A 12,862-nucleotide genomic window follows, 5' to 3' on the forward strand; every position below is an offset into this window, starting at 1 on the left:
CCCACCACCCTCCCCCTGCGCGGCCATCGACGAATACGCGTTTTGACTTTCGAGGGACTCCATGGCGCGGCCTCTGTGCCGCTGATGACCGAACTCAAAAGAGCACTTTCCCATGACGCAAAACATTTACGACGACCCCGAATTTTTTCACGGTTACAGCCAGATGAACCGTTCAATCGGCGGCCTCGATGCCGCGCCGGAGTGGCCGGCGCTCAAGGCGTTGCTGCCATCGATGCACGACTTGAACGTGGTCGACCTCGGCTGCGGCTATGGCTGGTTCAGCCGTTGGGCCAGTGAACATGGCGCCGCCCATGTGCTGGGGTTGGATGTCTCGGAAAAGATGCTGGAGCGCGCGCGCGAAACCACTGCGGCGGCGAACATCCGCTATGAACGCGCCGATCTTGAGCATCTCGATCTCCCAGCGTGCAGTTTCGATCTCGCCTACAGTTCACTGGCGCTGCATTACATCAAGGATCTGCCAGGGCTGTTAGCTCGTCTGTACGCGGCGTTGAAACCGGGTTCACATTTTGTGTTCTCCATCGAGCACCCGATCTTCATGGCCCCGCGCAATCCAGGCTGGCTGGTCGACAGCGATGGCCACAAGCGCTGGCCGCTGGACAGCTATCAGATGGAGGGCGAGCGGGTGACCCACTGGCTGGCCGACGGGGTGATCAAGCAGCACCGCACGATGGGCACGCTGTTGAATTCGTTGATCGCGGCGGGTTTTGCCATTCGCCATGTCAACGAATGGGGCCCGAGCGATGCAGAGGTGGCGGCGCAACCGGCGCTGGCTGAAGAGCGGGAGCGGCCGATGATGATGTTGGTGGCGGTGCAGCGCTAATCTGATCTGAGCAAACAATATGTGGTGAGGGGATTTATCCCCGATGGTTGCGTAGCAACCGCTTAAAGGGCCTGCTGCGCAGTCCCTCGGGGATAAATCCCCTCACTACAGGTGGCTGAAGGCTGGCTTCAGCGAGTCGCGACGATGAACAGCCGCGGAAACGGCAACAGCACCGAACCATCAGGCAATGCCGGATACGCCTCGGCAACGGCCGCCAGATACTGCTGCAGATACTGCGCCTGCTCCTCTTCGCTCAGCGGGCTCAGAAACGGAATCAAGCCACTGCCCTTGAACCACTCCACGATCCCCGCCGCTCCACCGGACAACTGATGGTGATAGGTGGTGCGCCACACATCTACCCGCGAACAGTGTGGACGCAACATCGAGAAGTAATCGCTGGCACTCGCCATGTCGGTGCGTTGCCCGGCGGCGCCAGCCAGTTTGGCGGCCCATGGGCCATTGGCGGCGACTTCGCGCATCAGCCGATGGGAAGGCTCGTTGAGGTTGTCCGGCATCTGGATCGCCAGACTGCCTCCGTCCGACAGCTTACCCGCCAACGTCGGCAGCAACGTCGCGTGATCCGGCACCCATTGCAGCACGGCATTGGCGAAGATCACATCGAACGGCCCTTGATCCGCCCAGCTACCGATTTCCGCGACTTCGAACTGCACGTCAGGCAAGCGCTTGCGCGCCGCGTCAATCATGTCCGCCGAGCTGTCCAGACCACTGACCTGCGCCTGCGCAAAACGCTGCACCAGCAGCTCGGTGGAGTTACCCGGGCCGCAACCGATATCGACCACCGATCGCGCCTGAACCGTGGGAATCGCCGCCAGCAGATCACGGGCCGGGCGGGTGCGTTCATCTTCAAAAGCGACGTATTGTCTGGCGGACCAACTCATTGCGTTCTCCTGTCGGGACATTCCAGCGGTTCGTCACCATACAGGCAGCGCTGCGAGCAGTTCCAGAGAGGCTTATTGCCAAGAGTGTCTGGTTGCTCGCAATGATTGGCAGGTTTCAATTGTAAGTAGAATTTTCATCGCATCCCGGATGTCTGAATTTCATGCTCTCCCAATAAGGAACACCGCAATGAAATTCGCGAAAATCTCCCAGACCCTGGCCCTTTGGGCCGGCAGCCCGAAAACGTTCATGGGCGCGTTGATCCTGATTTTTCTGTGGGGGTTGAGTGGGCCGATTTTTGATTTCAATGACACCTGGCAACTGATTATCAACACCTCGACCACGATCATCACCTTTCTGATGGTGTTCCTGATCCAGAACACGCAAAACCGCGATACCGACATCCTGCACCTCAAACTTGATGAGTTGCTGCGGGTGAACAAGGAAGCACAGAACGCGATGCTCGGGTTGGAATCGCTGGATCTCAAACAACTGGAGGCGCTGCGCAAGCATTACCGCAGCCTGGGGGAAAGCGAGGTGTTCGATCTTGAGGGTCTGGGGGAGAAGAGCAAGCCGAAGCAGGATTTGAATGACTGCTGAAACCGTTGCTGGCAGGTCAAATTTTGCGGCGAGAGAGTTTCAGTAGCCCTGAAGAGGTCTGCTACGCAGCCCGGCGGGAGCAAGCTCCCTCGCCACAGAAATTGGTTAAATCCGAACTCAGCGACTGGCTTGCAGCGCCCGGGCCATTTGCAGATGGCTTTGCAGCTTTGGCAAGGTCTCGTCGGCAAACGCCTTGATTTCCGGCACATCGGTCGACTGCGCTTCCTTCTGGATCTGCTGGATGGCCTCTTCGGTCGCTTTCACTTGGCTGGCGGCGTAGGCCTGGTCGAAGGTTTCACCGTCCTGGACCTGTGGGATCATGCTCTTGGCCTTGTCGGCGATTTCTTCACGGGGTGCAACCGGCAGATCGAGTTTCTTGGCGATCTTCGCCAGATGCTGGTTGGCCGTGGTGCGGTCATTGATCACCACGATGGTGTAATCCTTGACCTCTTTGGATTCGGATTTCTGGTGCGCCAGACGGCTGGCTTCGATGTCGGCCATGCCTTTGGCAGAAGCATCGTTGATGAAGTCGGCAGGCGACTGGGCGAATGCCGTGCCAGCGAACAAACCCAACAGGGTGGCAACACTTAAATGACGTATCTGCGTGGCCATCCGGCTCATGGTCGCGCCCTCCTATCTCTGCAAATTCAAGCGGGGGCTTGCGCCCCCGCCTCTCAATCAAAACAACCTCGCCGACTACTTCGACTTCTGAGCTGGCTTGCGGCCCATTTCGGCTTTCGCAGGCTCTTTGTCGACTGTCGTGGTGGTGACTTTCCCACCTTTGCGACCGGCTTCAGAGGCCTTCGTTCGATCGTTGGCGAAGTTTCCCGAGTTGGAGTTTCTTGAATTAGGCATGATTCTCTTCCTCTTGGTGTTGATCGTTGGCGAGCAGGTGCCCGCCTAGATTGAGAATTGCCAGGCTGCCAAAGGTTTAGAAAAGTTGCCCGCGCCGCGACGAACGGCGCGCACCGGTTCAGATATCAACCAGCCGATGATTGAGGCGTTTGGCGGCGTACATCGCCTGGTCGGCATGCCGGAACAGTTGCTGCTCCTCGCTGCCATGTTCGGGATAACGAGCCACGCCAATGCTAGGCTCGATGTGCAGGTTGTGACCGTCCAGCCGCATGGGTTGCACAAGCACCTGGCGGATTTTTTCGGCCACGCTGTCGGCGTCTTCAGCGGCGTGGATACTGTGCAGCAGCACCACGAATTCGTCGCCACCAATGCGCGCCACGGTATCGGTATCGCGTACGCAGCCCTTGAGCCGACTCGCCACAGTTTGCAACAGCATGTCGCCGACCGCGTGGCCGAAGGTGTCGTTGACCTGTTTGAAGCGATCCAGATCGACGTACAGCAACGCCATGTTTCCCGACGCGTCCCGGGCGCCGGCCAGTGCAGCCTTGAGACGGTCTTTGAGTAATCCGCGATTGGGCAACTGGGTCAATTGATCGTACTGCGCCATGCGCTTGAGCCGCGCGTACAGTTGCTGGCGCTCGATGGCGGTGGCGACCTGCGCGCAGACGTATTGCAGCAGTTCCTTGTCCTGTTCGGTGTAACGTTCGCCGCCGGGCAGGCTTTTGACGATCAACGCACCGATGGTGCCGTTTTTCGAATTCAGCGGCACACCGAGCCAACACGGTGAATCCTGCCCCGCCACCAGCGCCGCGAAATCGGATGAGGCGTCGGGGCTGTCGGGCGTCAGCAGAATCGGCTGACCGCTGCGGATCACTTGCGCACACAGACGCCCGGTGACGGTGCCCGGTTGCTCGGGCTGCAATTCGTGATCATCAACGTGATAGGGAAAATTCAGCTGCGCACAGTGCTCGTCGTACAGCGCCACGGAAAAATTCAGCGCTGGCAGCCATTCGCCGATGATCAAGTGAATGCGTTTGAACAGCGCCAGCAAATCTTCGGCGACATGCGCCGCTTCGGAAATCGCATACAGCGCAGCCTGACGCGATTCCGCCTGCTTGCGCTCGGTGATGTCGCGGGCCACGGCGATGCGCAGCTGATCGACCTCCGACCAGCGCGCCGACCACAGTATGTTCGCGATGCGCCCGTCCTTGCGCACGTAGCGGTTTTCAAAGTTGTGTTTCGGTTCACCGCCCATGATGTCACTGGCCGCTGCCAACGTGCGCTGGCGGTCCGCCGGATGCACCAGTTCGATCATCGGCCGGCCGATCAACTCGTCAGGCGTATAACCGAAAATGCGCTCGCAGGCGGCACTGACAAAAACGAAACGGCCCTGCCTGTCCACCGCACAGACGGCATCCAGCAACAGGTCCATATAACTCGCCAACGGCGCGGAGTTTCGGCTTTCCATGGTTCAGCGTGGGTGTCCGGACAATGCAGCACTGTTCAACCATCCTTGCCCTTGATCAAGCATCCCTGCACACAATTTCAAGCCTTGTTCGGCAGCAATCCCGGTAGTGCGTGCACCAGTGCATTGATGGCAAAACCGATGAACATCACGCCACATAAACGCGTGATCATCAGCTCGTGGCGCTGATACAGCGTGCGTACGCGTCGGGCGCCAACCACGCCGATCAGAATAGCGTAGGCCAGCAAACCGCCAAGAAAGCTCAGGGCGATCAGCGCCGGCAGCATCGACCAGTTGAGCAGTTCGGCACGACTCGACAGCAACGCGGTAAACGTCGCCACCGCCACCGGGTAGGCCTTGGGATTGGTCAAACCAAACAGGATTCCGTGCCAGAACGGCTGACGCGCAGCGCCCTGCGGCTGATCATCGCTGCGCCGCTGGGCGCGCACTGCGCGCCAGCCAAGCCAGAACAGGTACAAGCCGCTGAGTACGCCGAGCACGTCAAAAGCCGTGCTGCCGATTTCCCGGGCGCCGACGATGGCGATCAGCGCGGTACTGCACCAGACCACATCACCAAGCAAATGCCCGCAAAGAAACCCTGCCCCGGCCCGACGGCCATGTGCCGCGCCGATGCCGAACACCGCCAGAACGCCCGGCCCGGGTGTGATGCCGTAAATGAAACCAGAGGCCAGAACGGCCATTAACAGCGATGGAGTCATGAAAAACCTGCTGTCGCCAGTACAAATGATGGCCAGTCTATATCAGCCTGCGACGCCTGATCATGACTCGTCGTAAAAACGCATCCCCGAGTACGGTTTCAAGCGACAGGCTGCCAGTCGCGAGGCCAGATCGCCGACGTGCGCTTCGAGCTTGTGGCCATCAGGATCAAGGAAGTAGAACGAAGCACCTTCGCTGCGGTTGTCACGCCACTCCCGCACGTTCGCCACTTTTAGCCTCTGCACGAACGACGAAAAATCCGCCTCGGCCAGACTGAATGCGTAATGGGTGTAGTCGACGGACGGCTCGCTACTGCGCTGTGCGTCCAGCGACAGACACACCCACAACCCCGGCAGCGAAAGGTAGGCACCGGCATCCCATGTGGCTTCGACGCGCAGACTCAATACATCGCGATAGAACGCCAGGCTGCGGGGCAAATCACTGACGGCGAGGGTCAGGTGGTTGAGGCCGGTAAGCATGGGGTCAGTAACCTCTGAGGTCTTCAGGAACGTTGTACTGCTGGCCATCGTACGTCAGGGTGATCTGCTTTTTCTTCAGCTCGGTGGTGTTCGATACGCACTGATTGCCGGACTTGGTGTTTTTCATTTTACTGCCGGTGGTGGTGACGATCAGATCGGCGAAACCATTGTGGCTCGTTGGAGCGATCTCGAGGGTCCGGCGGATTTTTTTGCTGTAGCCCTCGCAGTCATTCACGAACTCACCGTTGTCCTTGAAGACCACCAGGCCTTCAAGCACCGGACGCAACTCGTCGCCCTCGCGCACATACAGCGCCAGATCGGTTTTCTCGTAGGGAATGGCATGGGAACTGTGAACGAACTTCGCGCGCAGCCCAAACGCGCGGATGTCCGGCGTCAATCGGTAGCGCGCCGTATCGATGCGTACATCCTCCAGGCGCACGGCATCGGAGTTGTACGCGCCCGGTTTATGGTAAGTGGCGATGGGTTTGGCGTTGCTCGCATTGAGGAGCGCCAGCTCCAGATCGAACGCCCCGGCATCGTCGCCACCGGAGTCGGCGAGGTAGGTGGATTTGACCGAAATCGCCTGACTCGGAAATGCCGGCCAGACGTTGCAACGCGACATGGATTTGCCGTCGAAACTCTGGGTGGTGCAGGCTGCGTGGGCCTGGGTGGTGATGGCCAGCAAACCGAGGGCGAGCAGGAGTCTGGTGGGGTTGAGCATGGTTCTTCCTTGATAGCTGTTGTGTATGGCTGGCGGGTTACAGGCCTTGGAAACCGTTGGGCAAAACGTATGATTTTCCGTCGTAGTGCAATGTTGTCAAAACGGGTTTGTTGTCAGTGGTTTCAGTTTTACATGCGTCTCCCGTCCCCACACTTGTTGTGTCTTTCTCCAAGGTTTTGACAATCAGATCTGCATAGCCGTGAGAGCTCGTTTTAGCGATTTCTACTGTTCTTGAAATCTCATATCGCTCGCCTTCGCAGTCACCATCCCACTCGCCGCCATACCGATAAACCACTAATTTATCCAATACCGGGCGCAATTTTTCGCCCTCTTTCACGTAGAGCGAAAGCAGGTTTTCTTCCATCGGATTGATCCGGGATCCGTTAGTGGATAACGCACGTACGCCAAAGGCACGAAGATCGGTAGTCAGTGTGTAGCGAGCCGTATCGAGCGTTAATTCTCGCAAACTGACGCCATCCAATACGAATGCAGCCGCTTTGTAGTACGTCGCAATGGGCTTCGATTGAGCAGTGTCCAGAACGGACAAGTCGAAATCGTAGGTACTCAGCGCCTCAGCGTCATCAGATGGGGATCCGCGCTTAAACTGTGCAGTGGCGTTGATGGTTAATCCTGGATATGCAGGCCACTCCTTGCAGACAGAAAGATCCAGATCTCCTGCCATCGGTGTTGGCACGCAATCAGCCAACACCTGCCCCGCCATCAACCACCCACTCAGGGCCACCCAGCCGATCCATCCAGACTTCACTGTCACCTCCCACTCCTTGATAACGTGTTCAGCCGCGCACTATCCCCTCCTCAATCCGGCGATTCAACCAGTTCAACGCCTGATCCCCACCCCGGCGCTTATGCCACGCCAGTACAAAGGTGAACGGCGCAATCTCGAACGGTGGCGGCAGCACAATCAATTGCTGTTGATCAATGTCGCGCACGCTGCGTGACGACACCGTGAGAATCAAATCCGTGCCGCTGATCAACTGCGGCGCGACGCTCCAGTGCGGCAGGCTGATGGCGACGCGGCGGCGTTCGCGCAATGCGGTCAGGGCCCGTTCGATTTCCGGGGTGCCGCTGCCGCGCATTTCCAGCAACACGTGCGGGCGCGACAGGTAGGTCGGCAAATCCAGTACGCCGTCGGCCGGCAAGCGGCGGCGATCCAGCAGGCAGACGTAGCGTTCTTCGAACAGCACGCTGCTGCGCAATTCGTTGGGCATTTCCGGGAACACCCCGGCGGCCAAATCGATGTCGCCGTTGAGCACACCGTCGAGCATGCCTTCGCGGCTGGCGTGGCTGATCTGCAGGTCGATGCCCGGTGCCTCGCGGCGCAAGGTACGGATCAGTCCAGGCAGGATGATGGCCGCGCCGTAGTCGGACATCGCCACGCGAAAGGTCCGCCGCGCAGTGGCCGGATCGAACGTGTTCGGCGCCAGCAGTGATTGCACCTGGGCCAACGCTTCGGCCAGTGGCGCGACCAGTTCCAGCGCCCGCGCCGTGGGCACCAGCGTCGAACCGGCGCGCACCAGCAGCGGATCGCCGAGCACGTCGCGCAGACGCGCCAGCGCATGGCTGACCGCCGGTTGACTCAGGTGTAACCGCTCGGCGGCGCGGGTGACGTGTTGCTCGCTGAGCAAGGCATCGAGGATCACCAGCAGGTTGAGATCGATACGGCGCAGATCATTCATCTTGTGCATGTTCTGGATGAAAAAACGGAATTTAAATCTGCTCGACGAATACTCTAGAGTCCAGCAAAACCTGTTGGAGAGTGATCATGAGTACGTTGCAGTGGGCCGGTCTGTTGCTGCTGGCCGCGTTTGCCGGGGCGGTGGTGCCGTTTCAAAGTGCGATCAACAGCAATCTGGCGCGGGGGCTTGGGCATCCGCTATGGGCAACGTTGGCCTCATTGCTGGTGAGTGTTTTGGTGCTGTTGCCGGTGATTCTGGCGTTGCGCCTGCCGCTGCCGTCGCTGGGTTTTATCAGCAAGGCGCCGTTGTGGATGTGGGCTGGCGGTGCGTTCGGCGTGTGCTTTGTGGCGCTGGCGGTGATGTTGTTACCGAAACTCGGCGCGTCGGGGTTTGTTGCGCTGGCGTTGGCCGGGCAGGTGATTGCGTCGATGGTGCTGGATCACTTCGGGTTGTTTGGGCTGGTGGAGAAACAGCTGACGGCGTCGCGGGTGTTGGGCGCGTTGCTGCTGATTGGCGGGGTGGTGTTGATTCAGTTTGGTGGGGTGTTTGAGCGGAATGTGGCAGCGGTTGGCTGATCTGAGAGCTCATGGTTTTGTGGTGTTGACGAGTCAGTCTTCGCGAGCAGGCTCGCTCCCACAGTGATCGCATTTCAACTGTGGGTGCGAGCCTGCTCGCGAAGGGGCCAGTGAGCTCTGCTGAACATATCAGGACGGCGCCTCTCAAAACGCGTTACGGAAAATCTCCTCGATCTGCCGCTGATCCGCCGCCCGTGGGTTGGTCAGGCCGCACGCGTCTTTCAGAGCGTTGGTGGCAAGCACCGGGATGTCGCTGAGCTTGGCGCCGAGTTCGCGCAGGCCGCCGGGAATATCGACATCCCTGGCCAAACAACGGATCGCATTGATCGCCGCCTGAGCGCCCTCCTCCGCGCTGAAACCACGAATGTCCGCGCCCATGGCGTGGGCGACGTCAGTCAGGCGCTCGGCACAGACCAGTGCGTTGAACGTCTGCACATGCGGCAGCAGCACGGCGTTGCACACGCCATGAGGCAAGTCGTAGAAACCGCCCAACTGGTGGGCCATCGCATGCACGTAGCCGAGCGATGCGTTGTTGAACGCCATCCCGGCGAGGAACTGCGCGTAAGCCATGTTCTCCCGCGCCGCGAGGTCGCTGCCGTCCCGCACGGCCAGGCGCAGGTTGTTGCTGATCAGGGTCATGGCCTTCAGCGCGCAGGCATCGGTGATCGGGTTGGCCGCCGTCGAGACGTAGGCCTCGATGGCGTGGGTCAGCGCGTCCATGCCGGTGGCGGCAGTCAGGCTTTTCGGCATGGCGACCATCAGCGCCGGGTCGTTGACTGACAGCAACGGCGTGACGTTGCGGTCGACGATGGCCATTTTCACATGCCGCGATTCATCGGTGATGATGCAGAAACGGGTCATCTCGCTGGCGGTGCCGGCGGTGGTGTTGATGGCGATCAGCGGCAACTGCGGCTTGCTCGATTGATCGACGCCTTCGTAGTCGCGGATCTGCCCGCCGTTGGTCGCACACAGGGCGATGCCCTTGGCGCAGTCATGGGGCGAGCCGCCGCCCAGCGACACCACGAAATCGCAACGACTGTCCTTGAGCAACGCCAGCCCGGATTCGACGTTGGCGATGCTCGGGTTCGGTTTGGCGCCATCGAAGATCACCGAGTCGATGTCCTGCATCGCCAGCTTCTCGGCGACCATGGTCGCCACGCCAGCCTTGGCCAGCCCCGCGTCGGTGACGATCAGCGCCTTGCGAAACCCATAGTTGCGGATCGCAACCATGGCCTCGTCGAGGCATCCATTGCCCATGATGTTTACGGCTGGAATGAAAAAGGTGCTGCTCATGCGCGTCTCCTGACTGGGGCCGAATCGACTGCTCCGATCCGGCGGATGTGCACAGGATCGACTGATCGGTCACGGCCGATGTTGATCTGGCTCAACGCCCGCTCGTGATAAAGTCGCCGTCCATCCGCCCTTAGTTTTGAGACTGCCCACGCAATGACCGATTTTCTGGATGTCGACGCCACCCTCGAAGACTGGAGCGCCCTGCGTGCCACCACTGACTTCAGTGGTCTGCTGGTGGGCAATGGCGCCAGCCGCGCGGTGTGGGACGATTTCGGCTACGACTCGCTGTTCGAAAACGCGCGCACGGTGGAAGAGAAGCCACTGAGCCCGTCAGAACTGAGCGTGTTCGACGCGATGCAGACGCGCAGCTTCGAGCAGGTGCTCGGTGCACTGAAAACCACCAGTCGGGTCAACAAGGCGCTGGCCGTCAGCTCGGCCGCACCGCGCAATCGCTATTACGCGATCAAGGAAGCACTGATCAATACCGTGCACGCCGTACACATTCCGTGGCGGCTGGTACAGGCCTCGACCCTGGTCACGCTCAATGAGGAACTGGCGCGCTACCGCACGGTGTTCACCACCAACTACGACCTGCTCAACCACTGGGCGATCCAGCACCGCAGCGAAGCCATCGACGACCTGTTCAACGGCCCCGACGCCAGTTTCGATCTGAGCGCAAGCGCCAGCACCAAACCGCGTCTGCTGTACCTGCACGGCGGCCTGCATCTGGTGCGCAACCAGGACGGCACCGCGCGCAAACTGACCTCGACCGAGGGCACCCTGCTCGGCAGTTTCGCGATCAACAACACGATCAAAACGCTGGACGACGTGCCGCTGTTCGTCACCGAAGGGCCGAGCGCGGACAAGCTCAAGACCATCCGCAGTTCGGATTATCTGTCGTTCTGTTATGAACAGTTATTGGGGCACGCGGATAACCTGTGCATCTTCGGTCATGCCTTGGGCGAGCAGGATGCGCACATCGTGAGGGCGCTGCGCCTGGCGAAAACGGCGAGCGTGGCGATCTCGATCTATCCGCGCAGTGCGGCGTTCATTCAGCATCAGAAGCGCCATTACGCGAAGGTGTTCGAAGGGACCGGTGTTGCGTTGCGGTTCTTTGATGCGAAGACGCATGCGTTGGGGAATCCGAAGCTTTCAGTGCCGGTCGAGGTTTGATGTAACCGGACTGACGCCTTCGCGAGCAAGCTCGCTCCCACATTGGAACGCGAACTACTGTGGGAGCGAGCTTGCTCGCGAAGCTTTTGGGGGCACCTCAATCTTCGCTGCTGTGCACCACCACCAGCAACTGCGCCTGCACCTCGCCCACCGATCTGATCCGGTGCGGCTTCTGCGCATTGAAGTGCAGCGCATCGCCACGCTCCAGCAGCACCCGCTCGTTCATGAAATCCACTTCCACCTGCCCTTCGTGGACGAACAGAAACTCCTCGCCCAAGTGCTCCTTGAAGGTCTTGTCGGTGAATTCGCGCGGCGGGTAGATGATGAATGGCAGCAGGTTGCGCTCGCTGACCTGATGCGCCAGCACCGCATATCCCGGACTCTGATCGTTGGCTGCCAGTGACTGGCGTTCGTGGCTGCGTACCAGGCTATAGCTGTCGAGGCTGACGTTGTCTTCGGAGAACAATTCCTCGACCTTCACGTTCAGTGCCTTCGCCAGTTTCAGCGCGGCCGCAATCGACGGGGTGTTCAGCCCGCGCTCGACCTTCGACAGATAACTCTTGGTCATGCCGGATTTTTCCGCCAGCGCCTCAAGTGTCACGCCAAGTTTTTTTCTCAACAATTTCAAACGGATAGACATGCGCAGCAGTTATTCCATCAAGGAAACGACGATTGATGCTTGCTTATGACACTTTGTGTCATATAGGCTCTTTAGTGTCATTTACAATCACCCAAAGGACACAGACATGGCCAAGACATTAGCACTACCTAAAGAACAACTGGTCAAGCAAGCGCTGACCCAAATGCAAAAAAGCCTGGCGGATAATACGTGGACTGACCGGCAAAAGCTGGCGCTGACCTGCCGGATCCTGTTCGAGAACGGTCACGACTCCGGTCTGGCCGGACAGATCACCGCTCGCGGCCCGCAACCGGGGACCTATTACACTCAACAACTGGGCCTGGGTTTCGATGAGATCACCGCGAGCAATCTGCTGTTGGTCAACGAGGACCTGGAAGTGCTCGAAGGTCACGGCATGGCCAACCCGGCCAACCGTTTCCACAGCTGGGTCTACCGCGCCCGGCCGGACGTGAACTGCATCATCCACACCCACCCGACCCACATTGCTGCATTGTCGATGCTGGAAGTGCCGCTGCAGATTTCCCACATGGACCTGTGCCCGCTGTACGACGACTGCGCGTTTCTCGAAGGCTGGCCGGGCGTGCCGGTGGGTAACGAAGAAGGCGAACTGATCGCCGGTGCGTTGGGTGACAAGCGCGCCATTCTGCTGTCGCACCACGGCCAGCTGTCGACCGGCGGCACGATCGAAGAGGCCTGTGTCATCGCCCAACTGATCGAGCGCGCGGCTAAGTTGCAGTTGCTGGCGATGGCCGCCGGTACGATCAAACCGATCATTCCGGCGCTGGGGCGCGAAGCCCATGACTGGGTGTCGAAACCCAAGCGCCACGCCGCCGCTTTCAACTACTACGCCCGGCAGAACCTGCGCCAACACGCCGATTGCCTGAACTGATTTCAGCTTTTCCTGGAGAC

General features: G+C 59.7%; 16 protein-coding genes. 5 read left to right on the forward strand and 11 right to left on the reverse strand.

Annotated elements, in window-relative coordinates:
• The first annotated feature begins 112 nt into the window (after window positions 1-112).
• Window positions 113-841, forward strand: coding sequence for a class I SAM-dependent methyltransferase (locus B1722_RS07425; protein ID WP_041070422.1), 729 nt, complete (start codon window positions 113-115; stop codon window positions 839-841).
• A gap of 128 nt (window positions 842-969) precedes the next feature.
• Here the strand turns inward: B1722_RS07425 and tam are convergent, their stop codons facing one another.
• On the reverse strand, window positions 970-1,740 hold the full coding sequence (tam, locus tag B1722_RS07430; protein ID WP_086792037.1) for a trans-aconitate 2-methyltransferase: 771 nt from the start codon (window positions 1,738-1,740) through the stop codon (window positions 970-972).
• Between the two features lie 187 nt (window positions 1,741-1,927).
• Between tam and B1722_RS07435 the strand changes: the two genes are divergently transcribed.
• Entirely contained in the window at window positions 1,928-2,338 is a 411-nt protein-coding gene (locus B1722_RS07435) for a low affinity iron permease family protein (protein ID WP_027614440.1), read from the forward strand.
• A gap of 117 nt (window positions 2,339-2,455) precedes the next feature.
• Here the strand turns inward: B1722_RS07435 and B1722_RS07440 are convergent, their stop codons facing one another.
• From B1722_RS07440 to B1722_RS07475, 8 genes are all read right to left on the reverse strand, one after another.
• Window positions 2,456-2,959 carry a DUF4142 domain-containing protein gene (locus B1722_RS07440; RefSeq protein WP_041070428.1) on the reverse strand — a complete coding sequence of 168 codons (504 nt, stop codon included), beginning with the start codon at window positions 2,957-2,959 and terminating at the stop codon, window positions 2,456-2,458.
• 75 nt (window positions 2,960-3,034) lie between these two features.
• Window positions 3,035-3,193 carry a general stress protein gene (locus B1722_RS07445; protein WP_084234198.1) on the reverse strand — a complete coding sequence of 53 codons (159 nt, stop codon included), beginning with the start codon at window positions 3,191-3,193 and terminating at the stop codon, window positions 3,035-3,037.
• A 118-nt stretch (window positions 3,194-3,311) separates the two neighbouring features.
• On the reverse strand, window positions 3,312-4,661 hold the full coding sequence (locus tag B1722_RS07450; RefSeq protein ID WP_041070430.1) for a bifunctional diguanylate cyclase/phosphodiesterase: 1,350 nt from the start codon (window positions 4,659-4,661) through the stop codon (window positions 3,312-3,314).
• A gap of 77 nt (window positions 4,662-4,738) precedes the next feature.
• Complete coding sequence (locus B1722_RS07455; RefSeq protein ID WP_086792039.1) at window positions 4,739-5,377, reverse strand: LysE family translocator; 639 nt, start codon at window positions 5,375-5,377, stop codon at window positions 4,739-4,741.
• A gap of 60 nt (window positions 5,378-5,437) precedes the next feature.
• A complete protein-coding gene (gene fos / locus B1722_RS07460) occupies window positions 5,438-5,854 on the reverse strand; it encodes a fosfomycin resistance glutathione transferase (protein WP_086792041.1) in 417 nt (138 codons plus the stop codon).
• 4 nt (window positions 5,855-5,858) lie between these two features.
• The gene (locus B1722_RS07465; RefSeq protein ID WP_086792043.1) at window positions 5,859-6,575 is read right to left on the reverse strand and encodes a hypothetical protein; all 717 of its coding nucleotides are present in this window, start codon (window positions 6,573-6,575) and stop codon (window positions 5,859-5,861) included.
• A 37-nt stretch (window positions 6,576-6,612) separates the two neighbouring features.
• On the reverse strand, window positions 6,613-7,347 hold the full coding sequence (locus B1722_RS07470; RefSeq protein ID WP_086792045.1) for a hypothetical protein: 735 nt from the start codon (window positions 7,345-7,347) through the stop codon (window positions 6,613-6,615).
• 22 nt (window positions 7,348-7,369) lie between these two features.
• Window positions 7,370-8,281: a LysR family transcriptional regulator gene (locus B1722_RS07475; RefSeq protein WP_174377385.1), complete on the reverse strand. Its 912-nt coding sequence runs from the start codon at window positions 8,279-8,281 to the stop codon at window positions 7,370-7,372.
• A gap of 77 nt (window positions 8,282-8,358) precedes the next feature.
• Between B1722_RS07475 and B1722_RS07480 the strand changes: the two genes are divergently transcribed.
• Window positions 8,359-8,847 (forward strand): DMT family transporter, encoded by a 489-nt coding sequence (locus B1722_RS07480; protein WP_086792047.1) that lies wholly within the window; start codon window positions 8,359-8,361, stop codon window positions 8,845-8,847.
• Window positions 8,848-8,991: 144 nt separating this feature from the next.
• Here the strand turns inward: B1722_RS07480 and yiaY are convergent, their stop codons facing one another.
• A complete protein-coding gene (gene yiaY / locus B1722_RS07485; protein WP_041070446.1) occupies window positions 8,992-10,140 on the reverse strand; it encodes an L-threonine dehydrogenase in 1,149 nt (382 codons plus the stop codon).
• A 153-nt stretch (window positions 10,141-10,293) separates the two neighbouring features.
• Between yiaY and B1722_RS07490 the strand changes: the two genes are divergently transcribed.
• Window positions 10,294-11,313, forward strand: a complete 1,020-nt coding sequence (locus B1722_RS07490; protein WP_086792049.1) for a DUF4917 family protein — start codon at window positions 10,294-10,296, stop codon at window positions 11,311-11,313.
• Window positions 11,314-11,410: 97 nt separating this feature from the next.
• Here the strand turns inward: B1722_RS07490 and B1722_RS07495 are convergent, their stop codons facing one another.
• Window positions 11,411-11,953 carry a helix-turn-helix domain-containing protein gene (locus B1722_RS07495; protein ID WP_041070450.1) on the reverse strand — a complete coding sequence of 181 codons (543 nt, stop codon included), beginning with the start codon at window positions 11,951-11,953 and terminating at the stop codon, window positions 11,411-11,413.
• A gap of 106 nt (window positions 11,954-12,059) precedes the next feature.
• On the opposite strand from B1722_RS07495, the gene B1722_RS07500 reads away from it, so the two are divergent.
• Window positions 12,060-12,842, forward strand: coding sequence for an aldolase (locus tag B1722_RS07500; RefSeq protein WP_086792051.1), 783 nt, complete (start codon window positions 12,060-12,062; stop codon window positions 12,840-12,842).
• Window positions 12,843-12,862 lie beyond the last annotated feature (20 nt).

It is taken from the genome of Pseudomonas sp. SCPG-7, assembly GCF_002156405.1.
GTDB lineage: Bacteria > Pseudomonadota > Gammaproteobacteria > Pseudomonadales > Pseudomonadaceae > Aquipseudomonas > Aquipseudomonas parakoreensis.

What these genes read in the sequence shown, in the direction of transcription:
- yiaY (WP_041070446.1), bottom strand. Translation starts at nt 10,140, where the DNA reads ATGAGCAGCACCTTTTTCATTCCAGCCGTAAACATCATGGGCAATGGA.
- B1722_RS07480 (WP_086792047.1), top strand. Translation starts at nt 8,359, where the DNA reads ATGAGTACGTTGCAGTGGGCCGGTCTGTTGCTGCTGGCCGCGTTTGCC.
- B1722_RS07450 (WP_041070430.1), bottom strand. Translation starts at nt 4,661, where the DNA reads ATGGAAAGCCGAAACTCCGCGCCGTTGGCGAGTTATATGGACCTGTTG.
- B1722_RS07500 (WP_086792051.1), top strand. Translation starts at nt 12,060, where the DNA reads ATGGCCAAGACATTAGCACTACCTAAAGAACAACTGGTCAAGCAAGCG.
- B1722_RS07465 (WP_086792043.1), bottom strand. Translation starts at nt 6,575, where the DNA reads ATGCTCAACCCCACCAGACTCCTGCTCGCCCTCGGTTTGCTGGCCATC.
- B1722_RS07425 (WP_041070422.1), top strand. Translation starts at nt 113, where the DNA reads ATGACGCAAAACATTTACGACGACCCCGAATTTTTTCACGGTTACAGC.
- B1722_RS07495 (WP_041070450.1), bottom strand. Translation starts at nt 11,953, where the DNA reads ATGTCTATCCGTTTGAAATTGTTGAGAAAAAAACTTGGCGTGACACTT.
- B1722_RS07475 (WP_174377385.1), bottom strand. Translation starts at nt 8,281, where the DNA reads ATGCACAAGATGAATGATCTGCGCCGTATCGATCTCAACCTGCTGGTG.
- B1722_RS07440 (WP_041070428.1), bottom strand. Translation starts at nt 2,959, where the DNA reads ATGAGCCGGATGGCCACGCAGATACGTCATTTAAGTGTTGCCACCCTG.
- B1722_RS07445 (WP_084234198.1), bottom strand. Translation starts at nt 3,193, where the DNA reads ATGCCTAATTCAAGAAACTCCAACTCGGGAAACTTCGCCAACGATCGA.
- fos (WP_086792041.1), bottom strand. Translation starts at nt 5,854, where the DNA reads ATGCTTACCGGCCTCAACCACCTGACCCTCGCCGTCAGTGATTTGCCC.
- B1722_RS07455 (WP_086792039.1), bottom strand. Translation starts at nt 5,377, where the DNA reads ATGACTCCATCGCTGTTAATGGCCGTTCTGGCCTCTGGTTTCATTTAC.
- B1722_RS07490 (WP_086792049.1), top strand. Translation starts at nt 10,294, where the DNA reads ATGACCGATTTTCTGGATGTCGACGCCACCCTCGAAGACTGGAGCGCC.
- B1722_RS07435 (WP_027614440.1), top strand. Translation starts at nt 1,928, where the DNA reads ATGAAATTCGCGAAAATCTCCCAGACCCTGGCCCTTTGGGCCGGCAGC.
- tam (WP_086792037.1), bottom strand. Translation starts at nt 1,740, where the DNA reads ATGAGTTGGTCCGCCAGACAATACGTCGCTTTTGAAGATGAACGCACC.